Origin of the sequence: Porphyromonas uenonis DSM 23387 = JCM 13868 (assembly GCF_000482365.1) — a bacterium.
GTDB classification, from domain to species: Bacteria; Bacteroidota; Bacteroidia; order Bacteroidales; family Porphyromonadaceae; genus Porphyromonas; species Porphyromonas uenonis.
Genome location: NZ_KI535309.1, coordinates 185,249 through 211,336 on the forward strand (window position 1 = coordinate 185,249; position 26,088 = coordinate 211,336).

17 protein-coding genes are annotated in these 26,088 nt (G+C 53.2%); 13 read left to right on the forward strand and 4 right to left on the reverse strand.

Annotated features, from left to right (window positions below):
• The first annotated feature begins 15 nt into the window (after positions 1-15).
• From trxA to L215_RS0108410, 4 genes are all read left to right on the forward strand, one after another.
• Positions 16-333: a thioredoxin gene (gene trxA / locus L215_RS0108395; protein WP_025883617.1), complete on the forward strand. Its 318-nt coding sequence runs from the start codon at positions 16-18 to the stop codon at positions 331-333.
• A gap of 409 nt (positions 334-742) precedes the next feature.
• A complete protein-coding gene (locus L215_RS0108400) occupies positions 743-2,398 on the forward strand; it encodes a dipeptidase (protein ID WP_036871937.1) in 1,656 nt (551 codons plus the stop codon).
• A gap of 119 nt (positions 2,399-2,517) precedes the next feature.
• Entirely contained in the window at positions 2,518-3,492 is a 975-nt protein-coding gene (locus L215_RS0108405; RefSeq protein ID WP_025883614.1) for an ROK family protein, read from the forward strand.
• Positions 3,489-4,022, forward strand: coding sequence for an NUDIX domain-containing protein (locus L215_RS0108410; RefSeq protein ID WP_025883612.1), 534 nt, complete (start codon positions 3,489-3,491; stop codon positions 4,020-4,022). The genes L215_RS0108405 and L215_RS0108410 overlap by 4 nt, the downstream gene beginning before the upstream one ends.
• 323 nt (positions 4,023-4,345) lie before the next feature.
• On the opposite strand, the gene L215_RS0108415 is transcribed toward L215_RS0108410, so the two are convergent.
• Positions 4,346-6,211: an oxaloacetate decarboxylase gene (locus L215_RS0108415; RefSeq protein ID WP_027451638.1), complete on the reverse strand. Its 1,866-nt coding sequence runs from the start codon at positions 6,209-6,211 to the stop codon at positions 4,346-4,348.
• A gap of 502 nt (positions 6,212-6,713) precedes the next feature.
• On the opposite strand from L215_RS0108415, the gene L215_RS09525 reads away from it, so the two are divergent.
• Positions 6,714-8,471 (forward strand): TonB-dependent receptor, encoded by a 1,758-nt coding sequence (locus L215_RS09525; protein WP_244869681.1) that lies wholly within the window; start codon positions 6,714-6,716, stop codon positions 8,469-8,471.
• Complete coding sequence (locus tag L215_RS10375; RefSeq protein ID WP_238296567.1) at positions 8,416-9,405, forward strand: TonB-dependent receptor domain-containing protein; 990 nt, start codon at positions 8,416-8,418, stop codon at positions 9,403-9,405. The genes L215_RS09525 and L215_RS10375 overlap by 56 nt, the downstream gene beginning before the upstream one ends.
• Before the next feature lie 532 nt (positions 9,406-9,937).
• Here the strand turns inward: L215_RS10375 and L215_RS0108425 are convergent.
• Positions 9,938-11,602: a RagB/SusD family nutrient uptake outer membrane protein gene (locus L215_RS0108425; RefSeq protein WP_025883884.1), complete on the reverse strand. Its 1,665-nt coding sequence runs from the start codon at positions 11,600-11,602 to the stop codon at positions 9,938-9,940.
• Between the two features lie 36 nt (positions 11,603-11,638).
• Positions 11,639-14,722 carry a SusC/RagA family TonB-linked outer membrane protein gene (locus L215_RS0108430; RefSeq protein ID WP_027451639.1) on the reverse strand — a complete coding sequence of 1,028 codons (3,084 nt, stop codon included), beginning with the start codon at positions 14,720-14,722 and terminating at the stop codon, positions 11,639-11,641.
• 1,013 nt (positions 14,723-15,735) lie between these two features.
• On the opposite strand from L215_RS0108430, the gene rsmH reads away from it, so the two are divergent.
• The 7 genes from rsmH to L215_RS0108465 all read left to right on the forward strand — a co-directional run bounded on the left by rsmH (position 15,736) and on the right by L215_RS0108465 (position 25,319).
• Entirely contained in the window at positions 15,736-16,668 is a 933-nt protein-coding gene (gene rsmH / locus L215_RS0108435; RefSeq protein ID WP_025883883.1) for a 16S rRNA (cytosine(1402)-N(4))-methyltransferase RsmH, read from the forward strand.
• Between the two features lie 12 nt (positions 16,669-16,680).
• Positions 16,681-17,361, forward strand: coding sequence for an FtsL-like putative cell division protein (locus tag L215_RS0108440; RefSeq protein ID WP_025883882.1), 681 nt, complete (start codon positions 16,681-16,683; stop codon positions 17,359-17,361).
• Positions 17,362-17,391: 30 nt separating this feature from the next.
• Complete coding sequence (locus L215_RS0108445) at positions 17,392-19,632, forward strand: penicillin-binding protein (RefSeq protein ID WP_027451640.1); 2,241 nt, start codon at positions 17,392-17,394, stop codon at positions 19,630-19,632.
• Positions 19,633-19,656: 24 nt separating this feature from the next.
• Positions 19,657-21,156 (forward strand): UDP-N-acetylmuramoyl-L-alanyl-D-glutamate--2,6-diaminopimelate ligase, encoded by a 1,500-nt coding sequence (locus L215_RS0108450; RefSeq protein WP_025883880.1) that lies wholly within the window; start codon positions 19,657-19,659, stop codon positions 21,154-21,156.
• 64 nt (positions 21,157-21,220) lie between these two features.
• The gene (gene mraY, locus L215_RS0108455; protein WP_025883879.1) at positions 21,221-22,480 is read left to right on the forward strand and encodes a phospho-N-acetylmuramoyl-pentapeptide-transferase; all 1,260 of its coding nucleotides are present in this window, start codon (positions 21,221-21,223) and stop codon (positions 22,478-22,480) included.
• Between the two features lie 28 nt (positions 22,481-22,508).
• Positions 22,509-23,894 carry a UDP-N-acetylmuramoyl-L-alanine--D-glutamate ligase gene (gene murD, locus L215_RS0108460; protein ID WP_025883878.1) on the forward strand — a complete coding sequence of 462 codons (1,386 nt, stop codon included), beginning with the start codon at positions 22,509-22,511 and terminating at the stop codon, positions 23,892-23,894.
• A 15-nt stretch (positions 23,895-23,909) separates the two neighbouring features.
• Positions 23,910-25,319: an FtsW/RodA/SpoVE family cell cycle protein gene (locus tag L215_RS0108465; protein WP_027451642.1), complete on the forward strand. Its 1,410-nt coding sequence runs from the start codon at positions 23,910-23,912 to the stop codon at positions 25,317-25,319.
• Positions 25,320-25,322: 3 nt separating this feature from the next.
• Here L215_RS0108465 and L215_RS0108470 read toward each other — a convergent pair whose 3' ends face one another.
• On the reverse strand, positions 25,323-26,075 hold the full coding sequence (locus tag L215_RS0108470; protein WP_244869682.1) for a shikimate dehydrogenase family protein: 753 nt from the start codon (positions 26,073-26,075) through the stop codon (positions 25,323-25,325).
• Positions 26,076-26,088: the final 13 nt, after the last annotated feature.

A 26,088-nucleotide genomic window follows, 5' to 3' on the forward strand; every position in this document is an offset into this window, starting at 1 on the left:
AAATACACAAGAACTATGGCAATGGAAATAACAGATGCAAATATAGCAGGCCTCATGGCTGAGGGCAAGCCGATGATTCTCGACTTCTGGGCTACTTGGTGTGGTCCCTGTCAGATGGTCGGTCCGATGATTGACGAGCTCGCCGAGGAGTTCAACGGCAAGATCATCGTTGGCAAGGTCAACGTAGACGAAAACAGCGACCTGCCCAGCCAGTACGGCATACGCAACATCCCGACGATCCTCTTCTTCAAGGGAGGTGAGCTGGTGAACAAGCTCGTCGGAGCTCAGAGCAAGGCTAAGCTACAAGAGGAGGCTCAGAAGCTACTCGACTAGTCGTCACGATCGGAAGGGACGGAGGCATCGGAGGGTGACGTGCGTCCCTACAACCGTTACACGTCAAGGTCGTTACACGTATCATTTTGCGGAGCGATTAAACCTTCCCAAAGGTGTATGCTCTAAAGAAACTGAGTAGCCCGTACGAAGTGGGCGACTCGTAAGTGATATAGAACTATCGCGTGGTGACACGCACTGTGTCCGCCTTTGGATTTAAGCTTTTTACGAAGGCACTACGGGCACCAGAAAGAAGGCACAAATGTTTTTATCGATATGGTTGTTCCCCTGTGCCTTCTTTCTTTTTTTCGTATCTTTGGAACCACCAACCGCCACGACAGTGTGACCGGTTGATGGTTCTTTCTTTTATATACCGCATATATCAATCCTAACAATATAGTAATCAAGAACTATGACACAGAATGCACTGACTAGGCTCTTAGCCCTATTCACTACACTTCTACTCCTAGGCACAAGCCAGAGCTACGCCTGTACGGGGCTGCTCGTTGGCAAGGGAGCATCGGCCGATGGATCGGTCATGATCTCCTATAGTGCTGACTCACACACGCTCTACGGTGAGCTATACTACTGGCCAGCCGCCGATCACGCTCCAGGCTCTATGCGTCAGATCACGGAGTGGGACTCAGGCCAGCCTCTCGGACAGATCCCTGAGGTAGCTCACACCTACGCCGTCATCGGCAATATGAATGAGCACGCACTAGCTATCACCGAGTCTACCTGGGGCGGCCGTGAGGAGCTGACAGATCCTAATGGTCTGATGGACTATGGTAGCCTCATCTACGTGACGCTGCAGCGCGCCAAGACGGCTCGTGAGGCGATCGAGGTGATGACTACTCTGGTCAAGGAGTATGGCTACGCTAGCTCTGGTGAAAGCATCTCCATAGCTGACAAGAACGAGGCGTGGGTCCTCGAGCTAGTCAGCAAGGGTAAGTATGGCAAGGGCGCTGTATGGGTCGCTATGCGCATCCCTGACAACGCAATCTCTGCACATGCTAACCAGTCACGTATCCAGCAGATCAAGTTCAACGATCCCAACAACTGTCTCTACGCTCCCGATGTAATCGACTTCGCTCGAGAGAGAGGATACTACAAGGGCTCAGACAAGGACTTTAGCTTCCAAAAGGCTTACAACCCATACACTCCAGGTGGTCTACGTGGCTGCGAGGCGCGTGTGTGGTCTTTCTTCAATAAGTTTAGCGACAATGTGAAGCAGTACGAGCGCTTCGTCATGGGGGATGAGAAGGCTTCTAAGCCGATGCCTCTCTACGTCGTGCCCAATCGCAAGCTCTCTGTCAGTGACGTACGAGATATGATGCGCGACCACTACGAGGGTACCCCGATGGATATGACGAAGGATGTAGGTGCTGGTCCTTACGCTGTGCCTTACCGCTGGCGTCCGATGACCTTCGAGGTAGATGGTCAGACCTATGTCAACGAGCGTGCTATCGCTACGCAGCAGACCGGCTTCGTGCTGGTGGCTCAGCTCAGACCTAACCTGCCAGACGCTTTCAGCATCTTGTGGTTTGGTGTGGATGATGCGAATACGGCTGTCTTTACGCCTGTCTACTGCTCTTCGCTCCGCACACCTGAGTGCTACCGCGTAGGCAATGGTGATATGATGCACTTCTCCTGGACGAGTGCTTTCTGGATCCACAACTGGGTAGCCAATATGGCTTACGCCCGCTATGCTCCTATGATTAAGGACATTCGTCCTGTACAGCAGGAGCTGGAGCAAAGCTTTGACAAGCTCGTGCCAGAGATCGATCAGAAGGCACTGGCGCTCTACAAGAAGGATCCGATGAAGGCGCGCGAAGTGCTCACCACCTTCACCTGCGAGACCGCTGACTATGCGACCTATCGCTGGAAGAAGCTCGGCGAGTACCTGCTCGTCAAGTATATGGACGGCAACATGAAGAAGGAGGAGAACGGGCAGTTCAAGACCAACGGCTATGGTCTGAGTGCGATGCCAGACTTCCCCGGCTACGACCAGGACTACTACAAGCGCATCGCTGAGACTACAGGCGATCTGCTCAAGATCGATGAGTAAGTCCTACTAGCAAACGACTATGTAATATGATCGTGGGCAATGCTAAGTAAGCGAGACAACTCCCCTGTGGAGCAGGTCCGTTACTGAGCGTTGCCCACGATTCTTATATCTGATAAGCAATGTCTCTATACTTAGGCATCGATATAGGAGGTACCAACACAGAGCTGGGTATCGTTGATGAAGCGGGACAAATAGTCTCCTCACAGACGCTCTCGACGAAGCAGCACGGGGACTCCTTCGCTGGATACATCGTCGCGCTGAGCCAGCAGATAAACCAAATGGTCGCTGATCCCGCCTTGTCAGGCAAAGTGGTCGGCATAGGCATCGGAGCTCCTAATGCGAACTACTTCTCAGGCTGTATCGAACAGGCGGTCAATCTCCCCTGGACTGGCTCCAGTCCTATCGTTGCTGAGCTCTCAGCACAGACGGGACTACCCGTCGTCCTAGACAATGACGCTAATGCAAGTGCACTCGGCGAGCATAGCTACGGAGCTGCGCGTGGGCTGGATCACTTTGTCGAGATAACGCTCGGTACAGGCGTGGGAAGTGGCATCTATGCCGACGGGCGTCTCATACGTGGCTACCAAGGCAAGGCGGGCGAGCTGGGACATATCGCTGTAGGTGAACCGCATCAACGCTGTGGCTGTGGACGGGACGGATGTCTTGAGGCCTCTGTAGCTGCACCCGCCGTAGCACGACGTGCCGTGAGTCTTAAGAAGCTATGCCTAGAGCAAGGTATGTGGAGCGAGCTCTGCGACATACCTGATGAACAGCTAACCAGCAAAGTGGTAGCCGAGGTGGCGCTAGCGACAGGCGACTCCTTAGCTCGTCAGGTCTTTGAGGAGACAGGCGAGATACTGGGTCGTGCCTTAGCACAGTTTGCCTGCTTCTCAGCACCCCAAGCGTTCGTCCTCTTCGGAGGGGTGGCGCAGTGTGGCGACCTACTGCTCAAGCCCGTACGCAAAGCTTTTGACCAGACGCTACTTCACATTTATCGAGGCTCCATAGAGATCCTCCTCAGTTCACTGCCTAAGGGGCAAGCGGCCGTGCTGGGTGCCGCTTCGCTAGCACGCGAACGAGACCTACAAGTATGAGCCAACGCGAGACCTTCGACTATTGTCCACGCTGTGGCGCTGATCGCCTAGAGGCGCATGGCATCAAGGCGCAGCACTGTCAGAGCTGTGGCTTCACCTACTACCACAACCCGAGCGCTGCCGTGGCACTGCTCGTGCGCGATCTACAGGGTCGACTGCTGGTGGCGACGCGAGGCAAAGAGCCCGCCAAGGGGACGCTGGATCTCCCCGGAGGCTTTGTGGACAAAGGCGAGACCGGCGAAGAGGCCGCACAGCGAGAGCTATATGAGGAGAGTGGTCTGCGACTCCCGACGGAGCAGTTTGTCTACGCCTTCTCTCTGCCCAATAGCTACCTCTACAGCGACTTCCTCGTACCGACACTGGATCTCTTCTACATGGTTCAACTACCGAGCGAGAAGCCTACCGTACAAGCTATGGACGACGTGGCGCAGCTCCACTGGCTCGCACCCGCAGAGATAGATCCGTCACGCTTCGGACTGATATCCATCCGCCGAGGCATCGCGCGCTACCTATCCTCCCTCGGCAACTGATTTCTCACACCATTAACCTAACACTGTGCCAAACCCTTCCTCCCACAGTGGATCAAGACCGCTCAGCAGAACCAGCGTCTCGTCTCCGCCCGATAAGTTCACCACAGAAGACGAGCCAGGCTCGTTGCAGTCTAACGAGTAGCCTCTTGTAGGGCTACTCGTTTTATTTTTAAGCCGTTTTTACTTCCTAGTGGGAGATTGAGAGGGGGGAGAGGTAGAGATTTATCGGACAGCTATAATACGTAATATGTCGCCTTGCGGGCACCAAGTGGTGCGTCCGCAAGACGACATATTGCGATTGTGCGTCGGTGTGTACCTTGTGCTTAGCGTCCTAGAGGACGGCGCTCACGCTGACGTGTCGTGGTCTCCTCCTCAATGCGCTTGATCGGGGGCTGATAATCGGGGTAGTGCTCCTCCTTTTCGGCGGGCTTGATGTAGGCTAGCTCGTCGCCCTTGCGGACGGTCTGACCTTGACCTACACAGACCTCGATGAGCTTGCCCGTGAAGTTCGTATTGACACGCTCTATCTGACCAAATGGGGTCTCGATGTAGCAGAAAGGTTGACCAGTGACATACTCCGTGCCAGTGGCTGGAGCCATCGAACCCTCTGTCGGATCGACCTCCCAGAGTACGGTACCCGTCGTCGGTGCGGGGATCATCTGCGTGCCAGCACGCATCGCCTTCTTGATGTCGCTCTCGTCGAAGCCCTTCTTAGCCAGTGCGTCAGCCTTGGCCTTAGCAAGCGAAGCCTCAAACTCACGACGCAGGTCGCCACTCTTGTAGCGTCTGTACTGCTCGGGGTGCATAGCCAGCTCGAAGAGCTCCTCATCGTCAGGACCAAACTCCCAGCCGTTCTCCTTCATCTCCTTGCGGAACTCATCCAGCGCATCGGGGTAGAACTGCTGTGGGTCGGCGTCGGAAAACTCTAGCCCCTTCTCCTTAGCGAGTGCCACGAGCTCGGGATCTATCTTGCCAGGGATACGGCCAGCCTTGCCGAGGATCATGTTCCACATGTTTTGGTCTATGGCGAGCCAGCGACCCTTGCCCTGCGTCATGTTGTAGACGTTCATCAGAGCGATGTTCTTGACATACTGGCTGAATGGGGTCACTAGTGGGGGATATCCGACACGTGGCCATACGTAAGCGACCTCGTTAAAGAGCTTGACCAGTAGGTCATCAATCGATAGCTCAGGCTCGTTGTGATTACGCAGGTACATGTTGATACCTGAGTGGACGCCCTTGAGGTCGGCCATCATAGAGCCCATCATACCGCCAGGCAGACCGCACCCGACTAGTAGCGAAGAGGTCTCCTTATTGGTCGAGCCCATAAAGTATCCGAGGAAGTCATCGATAAAGCTCTGGGTCATCGAACGAGCACGCATATAAGCGTCCATATTGATCTCAGGTACGTCGAAGCCCGCATCGTAGAGCATCTCACGGATGGTGATCACGTCGGGGTGGATCTTACCCCAAGAGATCGGCTCCATAGCAACGTCTATGATGTCGGCGCCGTTTTCGCACACCTCCAGCATAGAGGCTACGGAGAAGCCAGGGCCCGAGTGTCCGTGATACTGAATGATCGTATCGGGGTGCTTAGACTTGATCGACTTAACCAGCTGTCCGAGGAAGTGAGGACGACCGATGCCAGCCATATCTTTGAGACAGATCTCGTCAGCGCCAGCCTCGATGAGCTTGTCTGCTAGTGTCGAGTAATACTCGATCGTATGTATCGGTGAGTAGGTGATACAGAGTGTCGCCTGAGCGGTCATGCCAGCCTCCTTGGCGTAGTGTATGGAGGGGATGATGTTGCGCGGGTCATTGAGACCGTCGAAGATACGTGTGATGTCTACCCCCTGCGCATGCTTGACACGATACATCATCTTGCGCACATCTGCTGGTACGGGGTACATACGCAGTCCGTTGAGACCACGATCCAGCATGTGGGTCTTGATACCCGCCTTGTTGAGAGGCTTGGTGAAGGCGCGTACAGCGTCATTAGGATTTTCGCCAGCGAGTAGCTTGACCTGCTCGAAGGCACCTCCGTTCGTCTCGACACGAGCGAAGCAACCCATCTCGATGATGAGCGGTGCGATCGATGCTAGTTGCTCAGCGCGTGGTTGAAACTTGCCCGAGGATTGCCACATATCTCTGTATACGAGGCTAAACTGAATCTTTTTCTTTGTTGCCATATCTAGTGTATCTGTTGTGTTACCTACAAGGCTTGATGTGTCACCACCGAACCTCACCCACAAAGATACATATTTTACGCACATATAGGGACTGCTGACGCATCTTAGAAATTTGAGGTTAGACGTTAGAGGCTAGAAGTTAGAGATCACCACTGATGGATCTGATGATTCTAACCTCTAATTTCTAACCTCTAATCGCTAATTCTCGATTCCTACCTAGGGAATGAGCAAATTCCTCCGTGGATATTTTTGATTTGCTACCTAGGAAATGGCAAATTCTTCGGACTTATTTTTTGATTCCTCCGAAGTTTCATTTGATTCCTCCGAAGAATTTTTTATTTCCTAGGTAGGAATTGGACCAATTCCTAGGTAGCTATTTGGCAAATTCCTAGGTAGGAATTGAAATGTGCGGACAGACCGTCCCGTGGAGGGACTTTTTTTAAGCTTTTGGGCGTTGAGCCCGTCTAAAACGTTGACACACTTTTGACACACACGACACACTATGCGACAGATACCGCTACGGAGTCTCTGCCTACTCCTCATACTGCACGCCTTATCCTTTACATTACCCGCACAAGTGATGACGACCGTACGAGGAGTCGTACGGGACAGCGCTGAGTCGCCTCTCGTAGGAGCCAACGTGGCATTCTATCGGCACATGCCCTCTGGCGAGCGACTGCTCGTGGCGGGGGGTACGAGCGATAGCCAGGGACACTTCTCTATAACTCAAGTGCCTCTAGGGCAACTATCCCTAGAGGTCTCCTACATAGGCTACCAGAGCTACCAAGACGACCTAACGGTCGCTGCGGGGCTCAACCTCGGGGTCATACAGCTCCAAGAGGATGCCCACCTGCTAGAGGTGGTCGTCGTACAAGGCAAGGCGACCGATATGACGGTGCGAGGGGATACGATCGCCTTCAATGCTGACGCCTACAAGGTGCCCCAAGGCGCTATGCTCGAAGAGCTGGTCAAGCGCCTCCCAGGAGCGGAGATCGATGAGAATGGACAGCTCACCATCGGCGGACAGCAGGTGGCGAAGATCATGCTCGACGGCAAGGAGTTCTTTAGCGGGGATACGAAGGTGGCTATGCGCAATCTACCCGCTACCATAGTGAATCAACTAGAGGTGCTCAGCCAGCAGAGCGATGAGGCGCGTGTCACTGGCTTTGACGATGATGAGGAGGAGACGGTCCTGAATATACGCACGAAGCCTGACATGCGACAAGGTACTTTCGGACACGCCTTGGCGGGCTATGGCTTGGGCCAGCGCTATGAGCTCAGCGGGATGCTCAACTACTTCTCCAAGCAACACCAGACGACGCTCATAGCCGGTAGTAACAATACCAACGGGCAGGGGCTCTCTGACCTAAATCTAGACGATGGCTCTCGAGGAGGAGGCCGTGGCAGATGGGGCCGTGGCGGAGGAGGCTTCAGACCACAAGGCATCACCACCTCTGCACAGATTGCTGCCAATGAGACCTACACGCCTAGCGATCGGCTGGAGGTCAATGCGAATGCGCGCTATGGATATAGCCAAAACGATCTTTCCGCACGTACCGAGACGGAAAACCTCCTACCCGACAGCCCCAGCACCTTTACCAATGAAACGACCGAGTCGCTCAGCCGTGGGCACAATCTGGGTGGAGATGCTTTTGTCAAGTGGCAAGCGACAGACCGCACGGAGCTGATCTACCGTCCGGCGGTACACTACAGCTGGGGCATGGCGCAGGAGCAGCGCAACTACCGCACCACAGACAGTGCCGAGAGCGAGCTACATCGTGGCAGCCAGGAGAGCCTACGGGAGTATGGCGGGCTACGCCTATTTAACATGCTCCTCTTAGGGCATAAGCTCAACGATGAGGGGCGAACCCTCAGCCTACAGCTCAATGGGGGCTTCCATGGAGACAACGCCAATACCGAGAGCCACTCGACGCTTCACTCGGCTGAGGGGGATCAGTCTCAGCAGGTGCTCATGGAGGATCGCAGTCAGACCTTTAGCTACCGCATACGCACTGGCTATGTAGAGCCTCTCACGGAGCTGCTCTCGCTACAGGCACAGCTGGAGTGGAGCGACCGCATACGTAGCAGCGAGCGGGACTACAAGATGGCCGACGCAACTAAGGAGACCAGCATGAGTACTCGTCTGAACTCTCTGAGCGGAGGGGGTGGATCTCAAGGTGGCCAACAAACTGATCGACCTGACTGTGGGACTACGTCTCCGCCCTACCTGGATGAGTACGGAGCAGTCGCAACTAATTAGCGAAAAGCCTCACGTACGTCGTGAGACAATATGGGCTCCCTCGCTAAGCTTTCGCTATACACCTAATAAGCAGACGATGCTTCGCCTAGGCTATTGGGGACGCTCGGAGATGCCTTCTGCAGGGCAGATGTACACGATCCCCGATGCGACCAATCTGCGGGAGTCGATCATAGGTAATCCGGACCTACGCCCCAGCTACCAGCATCAGCTGTTTGGTATGTTTCGCACGTTCCTCCCCAGCACCAGCCAAGCGATCAATCTACGTCTCTTTGGCGCTTATACCCACCACGCTGTGATCAGCGATCAGACGGTCGATGCCAAGACGCAGCGCAGGCGGATCTCCTATATCAATGCCGATGGAGGGGAATATATGCTTCATGGCAATGGCTCCTTTACCACACCTTTCTTTACCAAGTCGCTATCGCTGGCGGTCACGCTGGGCTCTGCCTACAACTACCGCTTAGGGCGCATCAACGGGGTGACCAATGGGTCGCACTCATGGACGTTCTCACCAGATCTCTCCCTGGCTTACTCAAACAGCTGGCTCTACCTACGCGCTAAGGGTGGGGTCAGATACCACTACGGAAGCCAAAGCTTACCGATCGCCACCTCGCCACACACTTACGACTGGAACGCCGGAGGCGACGCGTCGGTGACGCTCCCGCTGGGCTTCAAGGTGGAGAGTGAGGCGCTCTACACGCAGGGGGTAGGTTACCAAGAGCCGTACAATGTCGCCTCCGTACTATGGAGCGCGGGGCTCTCTTACTCCTTCCTGAAGGATCAAGCAGCGACCCTACGCATCAAGGTGTACGACCTGCTTAACCAGCAGCAGAGCATCACGCGTCAGGTCTCCGCTACGGAGATCAGCGACACCTGGTCCAACAGTCTCGGGCGCTACGCCATGCTCCACTTCATCTACCGCTTCCGTCTCTAGACAAGTCGACTGCCCCACAAGGGATAGCTCTCTCATCTCACTTGCGGAGTACCTCACAGGGATAGCCGTCTCATCTTACTTGCGGAGTACCTCACAGGCTTCGCGACTCTCACGAGTAGCCCTTTGTAGGGGTCGCACGGCGCGTTCCTGGGAGTCGTTACTCGTCAGGAGAGACTGTTGCAAAAGTCAACAGTCTCACAATCTTGCAAGCAAGATTGTCCTGACTTTGCAGAAAGGATGAAGCGCAAGGCGCTGAGGGTGAGGTCTGAAGGGAGCACACCTCCGTATGTAACCAAAGCCGAATCCCGAAAGCAACACAGCGATTCGCCTTTATGCAACAGTCTCCAGGGACATCGTATATCGCACCGTCATACGTTGCTGGGGGACACAATAGCAAGAGAGACGTGCATCTGCCCTTGTGGCATGCACGTCTCTCTATATTATTTAGTCGATGGGGAGGCCAGATTTTGGCCTTTTGTCCCCTATCTATCTACTCCTAAAGCTTGAGGCCCTAGGTGTGACGGATAGACTCTTACTTCCAGTTGTGCTCTAGCTCCTTATTTGCGAAGCGATCCTGAAGTGGGAACTCCCAGTAGAACATGACATCCGAAGCGTCCTTCTTGAGGTCTAGGTAAGACTTCGTTACTGTCGTAGCAGACTGACCCTTGGTAAGACCCTCCTGAAGAGGCTTATTGGTACGATCTATAGGATCACCCCAGCGCTTGAGGTCAGTCATGCGGGTACCCATACCCACTAGCTCACGAGTACGCTCATTCTTGATCGTCTCCATCATCTCCTTCTGGTTGCTAGCCTTGAGCTCAACTTCTAGACCACGGCTCTTGCGGAAGGTCTCCAGAGTAGTCTTTGCAGCAGTCCAGTCACCACTCCAAGCCTGAGCCTCAGCCTTGATGAGCCAAGCCTCTGCTATATCAAAGAGGTGTGTAGAGTGTGCATAAGAAATACGATTACGCTTAGCATCGGTATCCAAGCGAGGATTACCTCTAAACTTGGAGACAAAGGTAATCACCTCTTGACCATCAACCTCTCCATAGAATACGGGGAAGTCGTTGGTTCCTTTACGCCCATCAGTGTCCTCTAGCCAAACTTGACCTCGAAGGTCCTCCTTAGAGTCTTCAGGATCTTCAGGATCCATGGATTTCTTATAGAGGTCAATGAGGTACTGGTTGGGGAACCATGTAGGAGAGGAGAACTCGTACTGAACCTTCTTACCTGTATTTGGATTGACGTTATCATAGATCCATAGACCATGTAGGATACCGTATACACGACCAACCTTTTGCGTAGCGTAGGTCTTGATCATGATCTCAGAAGAGTTCTCTGTGATCCAGAGCTTCTTCAGGCCATCTGTCGTAGCCTCCCCAAGAGGATAGCGGGTGATAAAGCGATCTACCTCCTTGATAGCATCCTGATAGCGGTGCATCTCTAGGAAGATACGAGCGCGTACAGCATAGCAGTAATCCTTGATCAGGTAGCATGGGATGCCGTCCTGCTCGAGGACGTCCGGATCTGCTAGAAAGTTATCCTTGGCAGGGATAACCTTAGAAGCCTCCTCCAGCTCGTTTAGACACCACTCGTAGACCTCCTTTTGGGTAGCTCTCTTCTTATTGGTCTTCTGAAGCAGAGGATCATACTCCTTGATAAGGACGATACCAGGCTCCTGACCATCATTGTCGCTATAACGCTTAGAGAAGCGGCACATCAAGCGGTAGTTAGCCAGTGCACGGAGTGCTCGAGCCTCAGCGATATAGATATCTAGCTTTTTAGGCTCATCGTCCTTGAGAGTCTTCATGAGCTCTTCGTTTGCCTTCATCTCATTGGCTCTCATGATGAAGTAGTTGGCATCCTTGATAATTGTAGCGAAGGATCCGAAGTAAGCAGCGATCATGTCGTTGCTGGAGAGGTTTTCCTTATTCCACGAGTAGAACGGGAAGTAAGTATTACCATCTTTCGCTGTCAGGTGGAATAGGTCAGCCTGCATATCTCCTAGGAAGAGGTTGCCTGGAGACTCCGCCCCACGAAGGGTCGAGTAGAGACTCTCACGGAGCCACTTGACCTCCTGGAAGCTCTTTAGAGGCTTCTGCTCCTTAACGCCCTCGGGTACGAAGCCGACCTGGCAAGCGGAGAATGCTACTAACGATAGGATGAGTAGTCCTATAGTCTTGATATATCTTTTCATAATTTCTGTGCTATAAGTATAGAGGGTTCGACACTATTAGAAAGTAATCTGTAGACCACCAACATACTGACGTGTGTTAGGATATTGGTTCATACTCATGTTACCCACAGCCTCTGGATCATACCCAGAGAATTGAGTAAAGGTCAGCAGGTTACGACCCGTCACGTAGACACGTACGCCAGAGATGAGGCCGATCTTCTCAAACCATGCGCTAGGCAGGGTGTATGAGAGACGTAGGTTCTTCAGACGTAGGAATGAAGCGTTCTCTAGCAGACGGCTATCGGACTTCATCTCCTCACCAAACTTAGGAATGTCTGTCTTCTGACCAGGCTCCGTCCAAGCGTTAAGTAGCTTACGGCTCTTGTTCATGCCTAGGAAAACATCGTTCTTAGACATATTCTCATAGAAGTAGCGGTCGTTGTTGATAACATACTTACCAACGTTGAATGACCAGTCTACATCGAGAGCGAGTCCCTTCCAGCTAGCACCAAAGGATAGACCGCCAGTAAATGGAGCCTGAAGGTTCTTACCACTAGCGCGGAGTAGCTTAGCCTCATCGTAGTACTCAGTTACCTCAGAGGTTAGGTTGCCGTTAGCATCGGGTACATACCACTGCTGCTTACCAGTCTCAGGATTGACGCCTGCATACTCTGCGATAAGGAACTGAGTAGGCTGACCAACCTTGTAGATCAGTGCCTTCGACGGCATCTTGTACTCTGGCAGATCGTAGAAGAGCTTAGTAACGCGGTTAGCATTGTAGTTCAGCGTTGTAGCTGCATATACGTTCCAGTCACGTGTACGAACGATGTCGTAGCTGAGCGTCAGGTCGACACCCGTATTGGCTAGTGAGCCGACATTCTCATAGCGGCCAGAGAAACCAGTAGCATAGGGCTTCGGTACGAACATCAACATGTCATCTGTGATACGATGATAGATGTTGAGGACTGAGTGCAGGCGATTGTCAAAAGCGTCAAAGTCGACACCGACGTTGAGGTTAGACTGCGTCTCCCATCCGAGGTCTGGATTACCGATCGTTGAGGTATAGATACCTAGACCCTCTGAGTACTTAGTCTGTCCGTAGCGAGCCATAAAGGCGAGTGCAGGGATAGAGGAGTTACCCGTAGTACCCCAGCTAGCACGTAGACGTAGTGTGTTGATCCACTTAACGTGATCTAGGTGTGCACGATAGATATCGTAGGTGGCACCTACTGAGTAGAAGAGACCCTGACGGTTCTTAGCACCAAAGCGAGAGGAAGCATCACTACGTAGAGATAGGTCTAAGTGTAGATAGTTATCAAATGAGTAGTTGACACGTCCGAAGAATGAGAGGTAGGAGTACCCACCCTTAGACTGAGAGGGAGGAACTAGGTCACTAGCATTGGTGCTACCCTGAGAGAGTAGTCCTAGCTGAGGATCCTCGATACCAGTAGCTACAGCAGAGATACCATCGTAGCGATACTGTACCCACTCCTGTCCTAGGAGGACGGTCATCTTGTGCTTGTCAGCAAAAGAGAAGCGATACTCGCCCGTATTGGTCCAAGTGAAGTTGTTGTCTAGTGAGCGACCCTCTAGACGGCTACCACGATCATCAACTAGAGTCCAGTAGCGACCAGGCTTGTAGAATACAGACTCTGTACCATAGGTTAGGTCGATACCTGCCTGAGTCTTGAGGATCAGGCCCTTGATTGGGGTAACCTCAGCATAAGAAGCTATGCTAGCCTGATAGGTGTTGTAGTTGTGTGGCTGATACTTCTCTGTAAAGTCTGGGAAGATCTCCATACCAAATAGAGATACGTAGTACTTTCTCAGATTACCGTCAGCATCATATGGAGACATGTAGCGAGGCTTGATGGCTGCACCAAAGGTACCAGCATCTGCGTAAGCACCACCCTCGAAACCTGCTGAAACCTGGTCGGTGTATGCTCCGAAGACATTTGCACCTACCTTGAGCCAGTCCTTGACGCGAGAGTCTACGCTGACACGACCGTTGTAACGCTTGAAGCCGTTGCGACCACGTGTGATACCCTCCTGAGAGAGTGTACCCATAGAGATGTAGTACTGCGTACGGTTGCTACCACCACTCATAGAGAGGTCAGCCTGATACGTAGGCGCCTTCTTGCCCATGAAGAAGCGGAGCCAATCAAAGTTGTAGTCTGCAGGCTCATAGAACTCTATATCTGCAGGAGCGTTAAAGCCCCAAGCCTTGTTCGGGAGCTTATACTGAGACTTCTCTGTGAGCTTCTTGATTAGGTCATTCTTTGTGTACTTACCAGTGAAGTCGTAAGGCTTGAGATACTCATACTTAGCCTGATGCTCTAGTAGCTCATCGCCACTCATGAAGTCTTCGTAAGGCTTATAGTTTGCAAACTCAGAGATACCGTACTGTGCATTGACGGTGATATGTCCGAGTCCCTCCTCAGAGCGCTTACCCTTCTTGGTCGTGATGACGACGACACCGTTAGCAGCACGAGCACCATAGATAGAGGTAGAGGAAGCATCCATGAGGACGTTCATACTCTCGATATCGTTAGAGTTCATAGCCATGACGGTGTTAAGGTCGGTCTGCATACCATCTACGATGTAGAGGGGAGCATTACCAGCAGTTAGAGATCCAGTACCGTGAATCTGAACGTCAGCTACAGCATTAGGATCACCAGAGGTGGTCAAGACACTCATACCAGCGACTTTACCCTGGAGTGCGTCCATCACGTTGGCTACAGGCTTCTCAGCGATCTGCTCACCAGAGACGCGAGCCATAGATCCTGAGATCGTGCTGAGCTTCTGTCCTGAACCGTAACCTACGACAACCACCTGGTCTAGGACCTGTGAGTCGGCCGTCATGACGACATTCATCACCTTAGTGATAGGTAGGGTAACTGTCTTAAGACCTACGTAGGAGAAGGTCAGCTTCTTAGCAGAGGCAGGTACACTAAGTGTAAACTTACCATCTACGTCTGTCGTGGTACCGATAGAGGTGTTGCCCTCGACAACCACGTTCGCAAACATCACTGGCTCCTTACCCTCTCCCGAGGTGACAGTACCTGTGATGGTCCTATTCTGCGCTACAGCCCATCCTATGCTGGCCGTTAGCATCAGAAAGAATAGAGCCAATCTTTTCATAAAACTCTTCTTTAGCGTTAGTTATACATTGATAGTTTGAATAGTCATAGTCACACGCCACGTCACGCTAGCGACTGGGCAGTGTGTATCCGACATAACCTAAGAACAAGCGATAGAGTCTCTTCCCACACTATAGTTTGTACAGGCACCACCCTATACAAGCCCTTTTAGTACGGTGGAAGGGATCCTACCTTAACCTTTCGGAAACAAAGGTAGTACAAAAATGCGGGGAAAGCAAATCACACCCCTCTCCACCATGCCCCGTACGACCCGTCGCTGCATATGATTCAGTCGCTCGTTACAGTTTGCATTAATCTCGTTATTTACTAGGGATAGAGCAGACAAGCTGGTGTAATCAAGACGACTTCAGGCAGCTCTACCGAGGCAAGGGAAGATCGCCACAAAGCTAGTGAGTAAAAATGCCAGTGGCACTAGTGACTCTCATGTCCCTAGGTGCTACCCCTAAACTCTAATCTCTGACCTCTAACTTCTAATCTCTAACTTCTAATCCAGGACTGACGCATTATAATTGCTCCGTTAGGAGCTACACGTTAGCGACAAGCGAGACTTGGATGAGTTCATTATATATACTATTGCTGTCCGACTACTCGACTTCGACCAATCTACAGTTTTCTTCGTAGGAAACTCTAGTTTCTTACCTAGGAAACTCCAGTTTCTTACCTAGGAAACTCTAGTTTCATACCTAGGAAACTTTAGTTTCATACCTAGGAAACTTTAGTTTCATGCCTAGGAAACTCCAGTTTCACCCCGTATGGAACTTTAGTTTCACCCAAGTGGTACTGATAGTTAGCTCATTTCTGCAGAACGATCTACTCGATGCCCCCCTCAAAAAGCTTTCACTGGACAGCAATAACTATATATAATGCGTCAGCCCTAACTTCTAATCTCTAATTTGATTACCTTTGCAGTAACTCTGTGAGCATGGCGATCAGACTGCTTTCGTCGGAAGCGCACTGAACTCTCTGTCAAACGTTTATCACTCTTTACCTCCTTTGTCCACTAACCTCTATCATACGCCTGTCCTCTGTGAGGATTCTCTTGACTTGCTGGTCACGACGCCCTCGGGTCTCTATGTAGATGTCACGATGGGTGGCGGGGGGCACTCGCGTGCGCTCCTCGAGCGACTCTCTCCCGAGGGCCGCTGTATCGGTCTTGATCAAGATCCCGATGCGATGGCTAATGCGCCTCAGGATAGTCGTTACCACTTTGTGGCGACGAACTTTCGCTACCTGGGGCAGTGGCTCGACTACTGGGGGCTCACAGGAGAGGTGGATGGGATCTTGGCGGACCTAGGAGTTTCGTCTCACCACTTCGACAGTGAGGAGCGGGGCTTTAGCTTTCGCTATGAGGAGGCGATGCCTGATATGCGTATGAATAGCCGATCGGGCGTTACAGCTCGTGACCTACTGCTGAGCTATAGCGAGGAGCAGCTGGCGGATATACTATATTATTATGGTGAGCTGCATGATGCTCGTCGCATCGCTGCGCTACTGGTATCGCATCGTGCCGTGGGTTACCCGACGATCGCCTCGCTCGTGGAGGTACTGGCGCCTGTCCTACCTAAGGGAGGGCCTCAGCTACGCAATAAGCTGAGCCGTATCTTCCAGGCGCTGCGCATCGAGGTGAATGACGAGCTGGGTGCTCTGCGTCAACTGCTGAGCGACTCGGTGCGTCTCCTGAAGCCTGGGGGGCGCATAGCGATCATCTCTTATCACTCGCTGGAGGATCGTATGGTCAAGGAATTCTTCCGTCTGGGGAGCTTCGAACAGCCGAATGAGGCTTTGGCTGGGATGCCCATGTCAAAGCCAGCCCCCCTGCGTGTGATCACAAAAAAAGCTATCACACCCTCTGCGGATGAGATAGCAGACAATAATCGAGCTCGTAGCGCTAAGCTACGTGTGGCAGAGCTTCGTGAAGATATTTGAGCGGGATGAGCTATGGTTAAGATCGACGAATCATACTTTGACAACAACCTAGAGGAGGAGCTACAGAAGCCAACATCCGTGGCTACTGACGAGCCAGCGACTGAGCCTCTGTCGAGACCTTTGCTGGGAGATCTCCTAGACGAGGAGGACTCGCCAGAAGTTATCGAGGCGGATGCCCCGAGCGACACAGCTCCTGCTGCAATGGATCCTGCAGACGATAAGGTGACAGCTGAGCCCGCTCCCCTAGCGGAGCTAGAGGCTCCCGATGAGCAGGACGCTGCAGGAGAGCTGGAGCCCTCCGAAGAGCTAGAGGAGGAAGAGATGGCAGAAGAGTCTGACGAAGAGTCTAACGAGTCTACCCGTAAAAGCTCTTCGCGTGGTCTGTGGTACTGGCTAGGCGGAGATATGCTGGAGCAGCCTTCCTTTAGGAAGTATATACCCGCCTTTATCGCTATCCTCCTGATGGGACTGATCCATGTCACGAGCAACTATCAGGTCATCGCCAAGCGTCGCCAGATAGATAAGCTAGAGACACAGGTCAAAGACTTGACCTACAAACATATGGAGAGTGTCAGCGAGCTAACACGTCGTAGTATCGGGGGCAACTTCGAGCAGCAGCTCCAAGCGATGGGGTCAGACCTTGAGGCACCCTCGCAGCAGACAATCATTCTCTATCGTGACACTAAGAAATAATCTCTCGCCTCTTTAACGCACCACTCCTCTATGTCGAAGCATAGTCCTATCATAGCTCGCTATCGTGCCTTAGGCTTTCTAGCCATCTTGATGACTCTATGGATCTTTATCAAGGTGATGGGCATCATCTTCGTGGATGGTCCTACATGGCGCAAGATCGCTCAGGGCTTTCACCAGCCTGATACGGTAACGATCTCGCCACTACGAGGCAATATCATTTCGTCTGATGGGCACATCGTAGCTATTAGCAAGCCTGCGTACAAGCTCTACCTAGACTTCGGCGCAGAGGCTATTCAGCAGACGGAGCCAGACTCGCTCTACAAACAGCTAGACTCGCTGGCCTACCAGATGAGCCTCTGGAACAAGGGAGAGCAGGCGACCTATCAGGCGTTACGTAAACGACTACGTGAGGGATACCGTAAGGCGCAGCATAAGCAGCCGGGCTATCGCTACGTATCTATATACCCGTACGAGGTGAGCCACGTGGAGTATCAGCGACTTAAGCAGTCCTACCCACTGATGATGACGGTGGAGCGCAAGGGGCGCTTGGTACGTCGCCGTGGTCCGCTTAGGAATGGGTTAACCCACGAGGAGCGTGCACTACGAGACAGACCTTATGGTGAGCTGGCGAGACGTACTATCGGGAGCGTCTACAAGGAGGTCAAGGGCGACCTGACGCAGGGCGAATATGGTCTGGAGCAAAGCTTTGACACCTTACTACGGGGCGAGCCAGGTCTGGCTGTGAGACAGTACTTGGCGGGGTCTACACGACAGAATACCCTACAACCGCCTCGTGCTGGCTACAATGTGTACACGACCCTGGATATGAATCTGCAGCAGATCGTGCATCGTGCGCTCTATGAGCAGATGACTCAGTTTGAGGCGGACTACGGAGGAGCTATCCTGATGGAGGTCGAGACGGGGCGTATCTTGGCACTGGCCAACCTTACGAAGGGTGGCGAGAGCTACTACGAAGGGGTCAATTACGCCGTCAGTGCGCTCAACGAGCCTGGCTCTACGATGAAGACGCCCTTTATGATGGCTGCCCTAGATGATGGGGTCTGCACACCTAACGACACGATCGACACGGGCAACGGTGTCTTCAAATATGGAGGCTACAACATCCGCGATCACAATGCCAATCGTGGAGGCTATGGACGTATCTCGGTAGCGCAGGGACTGTGGTACTCGAGCAATGTTGTCATGGCAAAGATTGCGATCAAAGGGTATGTGGAGCACCCCGACAGGATTTATCAGCATTTGAGTAACTACGGCATGCTGGAGCGTCTAGACGTAGGGCTCGAGGGGGTCGCCACCCCAACGATCATACGACCTGGGGACAAGAGCTACGGTAACTCGACGATCCCTAGCATCAGCCGTGGATATGGTATATCGGTGCCTGCGATCAATACGCTCAACTTCTACAACGGTGTCGCCAACGGCGGGCGTATCATGCGCCCCTATCTGGTGGATCGTGTAGAGGATGCGGAGGGTAAGGTGATCCAAGAGTTTCAGCCACAAGTGCTGCACGAGAATATCTGCAAGCCTGCTACGCTGGACTCAATACGCTCTATGCTGGACAATGTAGTCATACGAGGCACTGCTAAAGGACCAGTACGCTCTAATCTGATCTCCATCAGTGGCAAGACGGGTACGGCTCTGATGAGCAACCATGGTAGCGGTGGTTATCGTACTGGCAGTTTGACCTATATGACTTCGTTTTGCGGATACTTCCCCTCAGATCATCCTAAGTATAGTTGCTTCATCTTTGTGGTCAATCCTCACGGCGTAGGTCGTGCCTCCGGGGGTATCGTGGCTGGTAGCGGGGTGAAGCGTATCGCTGAGGAGATCTACACGCTCTCGAACCCTATTCTCCTAGACACGATCACACCATACCCGGCTAGCGAGCGATTGAGAAACTTAGATATAGCTGGTGGGGAGAAGAAGCGTGTCGAGAGCTTTGTCAAGACTTACAAGATCCCCGAGGTGCGACCCGAAGGGGGTGGTAAGGTAGCCTCTGACCAACTGGTCATACCTCAGTACGGACGTGAGGGACTAGAGCTACATCCTCTGGCTCGCTACGCCAAAGGGGTGATGCCTCGTCTCGTGGGACTAGCGCCCAGTGAAGCGATCTATCAGATTAGCTTGCAGGGGCTGGAGGTGCAACTGGTCGGCTACGGTCGAGTCATAGCGCAGAGCATCCCTGTCGGCACACCGATCCACCCAGGGCAGAAGGTGATCCTCCATCTAGGCAACAATCATAGACAGTAAAGCGGAATCCTCTCTAAGATAGATATGAATCTCAAACCACTCAATAATTATATAGTAGCACTCACCAAGGAGCATCTACTAAGCCAAGCACACACAGAAGCCGTCTCTACGGAGCTTTGTCAAGTAACCTCTATCGAGCAGGACTCACGTCGTGCCGCCGAGGGGTGTATCTTCGTAGCGCTACGTGGTGTACATGTAGACGGAGCGGACTACATCCCGAAGGCGCTCGCAGCGGGCTGTCGTATTATCGTCACCGAGCACCCACGACCTGAGAGCCTCTCCGACGAGGTGGTGTGGCTCACGGTGACCGACACAGCGAAGGCGATAGCGGTCCTAGCCTCTGTCTACTACGACCGTCCCGAGCGAGAGCTCACGATCGTAGGAGTCACCGGAACGAATGGCAAGACGACTACAGCCACGCTTTGCTATCAGCTGTGGAGCTGGCTCGGCATGCGGGCTGCGCTCTTTAGTACGGTCTGCATACGCATTGGCGACGAGGAGTATCCCGCTACCCACACGACGCCTGACGCTCTCGAGCTGCACCGAGTGATGAGAGATATGGTGGATGCGGGGTGTCGCTACCTCTTTATGGAGGTTTCTTCGCACGCTTTGGTACAGCAGCGGGTCTACGGCTTGCCCTTTGCGCTCGCTCTCTTTACCAACCTAACGCGTGACCACCTGGACTACCACGGCACGATGCAGGCTTACATTGCGGCAAAGAAGTTGCTCTTTGACAATCTCTCCCCAAATGCCTACGCCCTAGTCAATGCGGACGACCGCAACGGCAGCGTGATGGTGCAAAACTGCGCTGCCCACCTACACACCTATGCGCTACGTAGCCAGGCGGACTATATGGCTCAGCTCTTAGGACAGTATGTGGATGGCTCTACCCTACTGCTGGACAACGAGGAGGTAGAGATCAAGCTCGTCGGGAGCTACAACGCTTACAACGTGACGGCCGTCTACGGTGTGGCTCGTCTCCTCCTACCCGATCTGGACAAGAGCTTGATCCTGCGTGGCATCTCTAGTCTGGAGCATGTGAACGGTCGCTTTGACCTACTCGCCTCGCCGAGAGGTTACCACGTGGTGGTGGACTATGCGCACACGCCTGACGCTCTAGAGAATCTACTGAAGACTGTCTCCGAGCTCAACGCTTCACAGGTCTACGTCGTGGTCGGCGCAGGCGGTGATCGTGACATGGGCAAGCGTCCTGAGATGGGGAGCATCGCCTATAACATGTGCGACCGCCTCTATCTCACCTCAGACAATCCACGCTCCGAGGATCCGCAGACAATCATTGATCAAATGCTCGAGGGCATTCCTCAGACGGAGCGCGGACAAGTCTACACCAACGTCTCTCGTCGCCAAGCGATCACAGACGCTTGCACAGCTGCACAGCGGGGCGACCTAGTGGTCATCGCTGGCAAGGGACATGAGACCTATCAAGAGATCCAAGGTGTCAAGCACCACTTTGACGACAAGGAGGTGGCGCAAGAGATCTTTGCAAAAGAGAAGCTTGCCTAGATAACGCACTTTGTCTCTCACTTAGTTCTTTCCCTATAATCTTTATCAACTTACCCATCACACTATGCTTTATCACCTCTACGATTGGCTACAGGCGCACGACGTCCCTGGCTGGCGACTAGCTCAGTATGTGACCTTCCGAGCAGGGATCAGCTTTATCCTAGCTTTGATCATCAGCACGATCATCGGTCGGCGCATCATCCACTGGCTGCATCGTATGCAGATAGGCGAGGTGGTTCGCACGCTAGGACTAGAGGGCGAGGCGATGAAGAAAGGCACCCCAACGATGGGCGGTATCATCATCATTATAGCGATCATCGTCCCGACGCTTCTCATCGCTCGTCTCAACAATGTCTACATACAGCTGATGATCTTCACAACCCTTACGATGGGCGCCTTGGGCTTTATCGATGATTACATCAAGGTCTTTAAGAAAAACAAGGCGGGGCTCCACGGGCGCTACAAAATCATCGGACAGGTGCTCCTAGGCGTTGTCGTGGCGCTCACCTTCTACTTGAGCCCAGACATTATCATTCGGGAGAATCAAGAGGTAACCCACAATGGTCGCATCGAGCAGGTTACCTTCTCCAGTCAAGAGGCTAAGAATACCCAGACGACCATTCCCTTTGTCAAGAACAACAACTTCGACTACCTCTCGCTAATTCCAGCCTCTACACCAAATCGCGAACTGGTCGGCTGGATCGTCTTCTCGATCATCATCATCCTGATTGTCACCTTTATCTCTAACTGTGTCAACCTGACGGATGGTCTAGACGGACTAGCTGCAGGAACAGCCGCCCCCGCGGGTGTCGCCCTGGCGGTGCTCGCCTATGTATCCTCACACATAGCTCTGGCGCAGTACTTTAGTATCATGTTTATCCCAGGCGCTGAGGAGCTGGTGATCTTTGGGGCAGCCTTCGTGGGAGCGACCTTTGGCTTCCTCTGGTACAACGCTTATCCTGCGCAGGTCTTCATGGGCGACACGGGCAGCCTCGCCATCGGTAGCATCATCGCCGTGATGGCCGTCCTCATTCGCAAGGAGCTCCTCCTACCGATCCTCTGCTTCCTCTTTATCATCGAGGGTCTATCCTCGCTGATGCAGCAAGCATACTTCAAGATTACCAAGCGACGCACAGGGACAGGCCGACGGATCTTCAAGATGACGCCACTGCACCACCACTTTCAGAAAGCGGGCAATAGCGGTATCGATGCTTTGATCCAGCGGCCCCTCGCACCTATCCGAGAGGCTAAGATCACCGTTCGCTTTTGGCTCATAGCTATCCTGCTGGCTGTCCTAACAGTCATCACGCTTAAGATGCGATAATTTATAGACTTACAACGATCTCACAGATATGCAACGCAACGAATATATCATCCTAGGAGCTGGAGAAAGTGGTGTCGGAGCTGCCATCCTAGCTCAAAAGCAAGGGCTCCCCGTCTTTGTCTCCGACTCGGGACAGATCAAGCCACAATACAAAGCGGAGCTGGAGCAGTACAGCATCCCCTACGAGGAGGGTGGACACACCTTCGATCGTATCTTATCAGCCAAAGAGGTGATCAAGAGCCCAGGCATCCCAGATAGTGCACCGCTCATACGACAGCTCGCAGAGCAGCAGACACCTATCATCAGTGAGATCGAGTTCGCCTACCGCTACGCTGGCGATAGTATGATGATCGCCATCACAGGGAGCAACGGCAAGACCACTACGACCAACTGGCTCTACCACACGCTCCACAATGCGGGACTAGATGTCTCCATGGCGGGCAATGTGGGTACCAGTCTAGCTCGTCAGGTGGCGCTCGCTCCGCACGCTTACTATGTGATCGAGCTGAGTAGCTTCCAGCTGGATCATATGTACCAGTTCAGAGCGCACATAGCGATCCTGCTCAACATCACGCCCGACCATCTAGATCGCTACGATCATAAGATGGAGCTATACGCACGGGCCAAGATGCGCATCACACAAAACCAACAGCCCACCGACTACTTCATCTCGTGGATCGAAGACGACTGGACACAGCGCCTACTCAAGGAGCCAGGCATGGGAGCAGGACGACGGATCTTCTTCTCCACCGAAGGCTCTTCAGACGAAGCAGTCGTGGCTTCTAGTCACGATGGGAAGATACGCTTTGCCCTCCAGGAGCCAGTCGTTGAGATGCCAGAGAATGCTCTAGCTCTATCGGGCAAGCACAACGTGCAGAACGCCCTAGCCGTCGGTTGCGCTGCGCAGGCCTTAGGCGTCAAGCCTGAGGTCATACGAGCCTCCCTAGAGACCTTTACCAATGTGCCCCACCGCCTAGAGTATATCGCCAGCATCGATGGCGTAGACTATATCAACGACTCCAAGGCGACCAACATCAACAGTACTTGGTACGCACTAGAGAGTATGCGCAAGCCGACGATTCTCATACTAGGAGGTACCGACAAGGGCAATGACTACAACGATCTGATGGATCTAGTCAAGGAAAAGGTGGTCGGACTAATCTATATGACAACTGACTCGGCCAAGCTCCACCGTAGCTTTGACAGCGTCATACCACGCCACGAGGAGGTTACCTCAATGCGTGACGCTATCGCCGCCGCACGCCAGATGGCCCAGGCGGGAGACACCGTGTTGCTGTCGCCAGCCTGCGCTAGCTTTGACCTCTTCACCTGCTATGAGGATCGTGGCGATCAGTTCAGAGCGGAGGTACTCGCCATCGCTCAGCAACAGCCAGATACCGACCGTTCGCTCTAGCCTATCCGACACACTATGATACCACAAGACGAATACAATACGAGCCAAGAGACCACCCCCTCGAACATCTTCGACCTCTCTCCCCATGAGGAGACAGCACCGATTGATAACGAGAGCGGAGGACCAACTGAAGAGCACCCGCAGGAAGAAGCTTCCCAGGAAGAGCCGACACCACGCAAGCCACGCATCACAGGTGACCGCTCGTTGTGGTTTCTCTACTTTGCGTTCTTGGCCACGTCGCTACTCTTCATCTACAGTGCTACCAGCACACTCGCCTACCGTGGGGAGAGTCTGTACGCTCCCTTCACGGGTCACCTCAAGCACATTATCCTGTCAATCTTTGCAGCGTGGTTTTGCTCACGGCTGAGCAACTCTTGGATACGCTTAGGTGGGATGGCATTCTTCGTTCTGATGCTCTTAGCCGTCATTGCGACCCCTTTCATAGGTACGGAGACCAATGAGGCTAAGCGTACGCTCTTCGGACTCCAATTCTCAGAGTTCTACAAAGTTGGCGTCATCTGTCTCGCTTCCACTGTCCTCTCTATACGTCAGCTGGGCAGTCTCAATCGGCGCTTCTACATCTTTTGTGGGATCACCGCTATCGGGCTGCTCTTCGTTGCCAAGGAGAGTCTCTCCATGGGACTCATCCTCGTCGCCTTCATCCTCGGCATCGGACTCGTACAGACGGGACTCTCCAAGAGCTTGCTCATGATCGGTGGCATAGGGCTGGGGATCATCACGCTACTCCTAGCCTGTCTCGTGTTACTCCCCGACAGTATTATCAAGCAAAACAGTAGTACGGCACGCTGGAAAGGTCGTATCGAAGACTTCACCGCTAAGTCAGACTCCAGTAAGTTTGTCATTGACGAGGACAACTTTCAGGAGCAGCATGCACGCATCGCCATCGCACGGAGCAATGGTACGGGCGTCTTCCCTGGCAATAGTGTAGAGCGAGACATCCTCCCCGAGGCTTACTCCGACTTTATCTATGCGATCATCATCGAGGAGACAGGCTTCATCGGTATGATCTGGGTGCCACTACTCTACATCCTGCTCTTCTTCAAGCTCTCTCGCTGGGCGACCCGCTCGCAACGTGACTGGCAGCGCATCTTCCTACTTGGTGTCGGCATCATGTACACCACGCAGGCGATCATACATATGTGCGTCGTCACGGGTATCTCGCCTAATACGGGTCAGACGTTACCACTCATCAGTCGTGGTGGTTCTTCGCTCCTTGCTACCTCGATGGCTATCGGAACCTGCATAGCGATCACAAGACATATCCGCGAAGATGAGCACAAGCGTGCACTAGAAAAAGAAGAGCAAGCAGAGGTGACAGCTCCCGAATCTGTTACGGAGACGACCTCTACAGTTGCAGAGAGCCCCCGACTCACCTCCTCCGACGAGGCAGATGATATGGCGTAGTCTCTACGCCTGACGGTTCCAAATGTGCCAGGCGTAGCGAGCCTGCACGAGGAGCATCTTCAGCCCATTGATCGTCGTCGCACCCTGCTCACGACAAGACTTGAGGAAGCGCGTCTCCTCGGGATTGTAGATCAGATCCATGCAGAGATGCTGTGGCGTGATCGCCTCGTAGGGGATCTGCGGGCGCTCCATAATGAGAGGCCCCATGCCGACAGGGGTCGCATTGATGATGATCCACTTGTCCGCTATCAGCTCGGGCGTCAGCGCGCTATAGGATAGGATATGTGGAGCTTGCGGATCTCTACTGACCAGCGTACAGTCACGACCGAGACGCTTGAGCGCCTGTGCCACCGCCTGCGCGGCGCCACCCGTTCCGAAGACGAGGGCATGCTGCTGCTCGGGCGTGAGTAGTGGCTGGAGAGTCTCCACGACACCCTGCACATCCGTGTTGTAGCCGAAGAGACGCATCCGACCGCCCGCGTGGTCCACGACGATCGTATTGACAGCTCCCACATACTTTGCCTCAGTGTCTATCTCATCTAGATAGTTGCACACCTCCACCTTGTAGGGGCTCGTCACATTCAGTCCCACGATGGCGGGGTTAGACTCCAGCCAGGGTCTCAGCGCCGAGAGATCATCCAGCTCCTGTAGTATATAGCGAGCATCGATCCCCTGGGAGTCAAAAAGGTCGTTGAAGTAGTCTGCCGAGAGCGAATGCCCTACGGGCTTACCTATCAGTGCGTAAATGCGTTGCATACTCTTATTCATT